This window comes from Oleiphilus sp. HI0125, assembly GCF_001635355.1.
The window spans coordinates 1-690 of the sequence record NZ_LWGF01001021.1 but is presented as its reverse complement, the minus strand read 5'-3'; the positions used below and the strand labels follow the sequence as shown (position 1 = coordinate 690).

At 44.6% G+C, this 690-nt stretch carries 2 protein-coding genes; both read left to right on the top strand.

All coding sequences use genetic code 11. The features are described from left to right. On the top strand, positions 1 to 494 hold a 494-nt coding region (locus tag A3762_RS17500; RefSeq protein ID WP_156493554.1), incomplete at its 5' end, for a Na(+)/H(+) antiporter subunit B. After that, the coding region (locus A3762_RS17495) for an NADH-quinone oxidoreductase subunit K (RefSeq protein ID WP_197469352.1) at positions 491 to 690 on the top strand (200 nt) is incomplete at its 3' end. The genes A3762_RS17500 and A3762_RS17495, both read left to right, overlap by 4 nt.

Genomic DNA, 690 nt, shown 5'->3' with positions numbered 1-690 from the left:
GCGTATTCAGTTTATTAGGTGTGCGTGGGAAACCAACGGAACTCCTTGCGCAAGAACAAGGTCTTACTCAGCATAAAGTTCTACGCGTGGTTGCGAAAATCTCTATTCCCCTCATCATTTTGTTTGCCCTCTACGTTCAATTTCATGGTGACTTTGGGCCAGGCGGAGGATTTCAGGCAGGAGTTATCGCTGCTGCAGCATTCATTCTTTACGCCCTCACCTTTAGCTTAAGAAAAGCCGTTGGCGTTGTAAGTCCACGATTTGTTAAGTATCTAGCTCCAGTGGGCGTTTTGCTCTACGCATCTGTTGGTCTTGTGAGCATGTTGAACGGTGCAAATTTTCTAGACTACAACGTGCTCGCAGCGGACCCAGTACATGGTCAGCATTACGGCATAATCATTATCGAACTCGGTGTTGGTATTACTGTTTTCTCTGTCATGCTTGGGATTTTCTACGCCTTTGCAGGCCAAGTTGAAAAGGCAAATGTTCAATGAGCTTAATCTTCGAACACTTCAATCATTGGGTCGTTGTTATTTTGATGATGATCGGTCTGTATATCGTTATCACAGCTAATAACCTCGTTAAGAAAGTGGTTGGCCTGAATATTTTTCAGAGCGCTGTATTTTTAATGTACATCACCATGGGAAAGGTTGTTGGTGGCACGGCTCCAATCTTAGCGGAAGGTGTGAC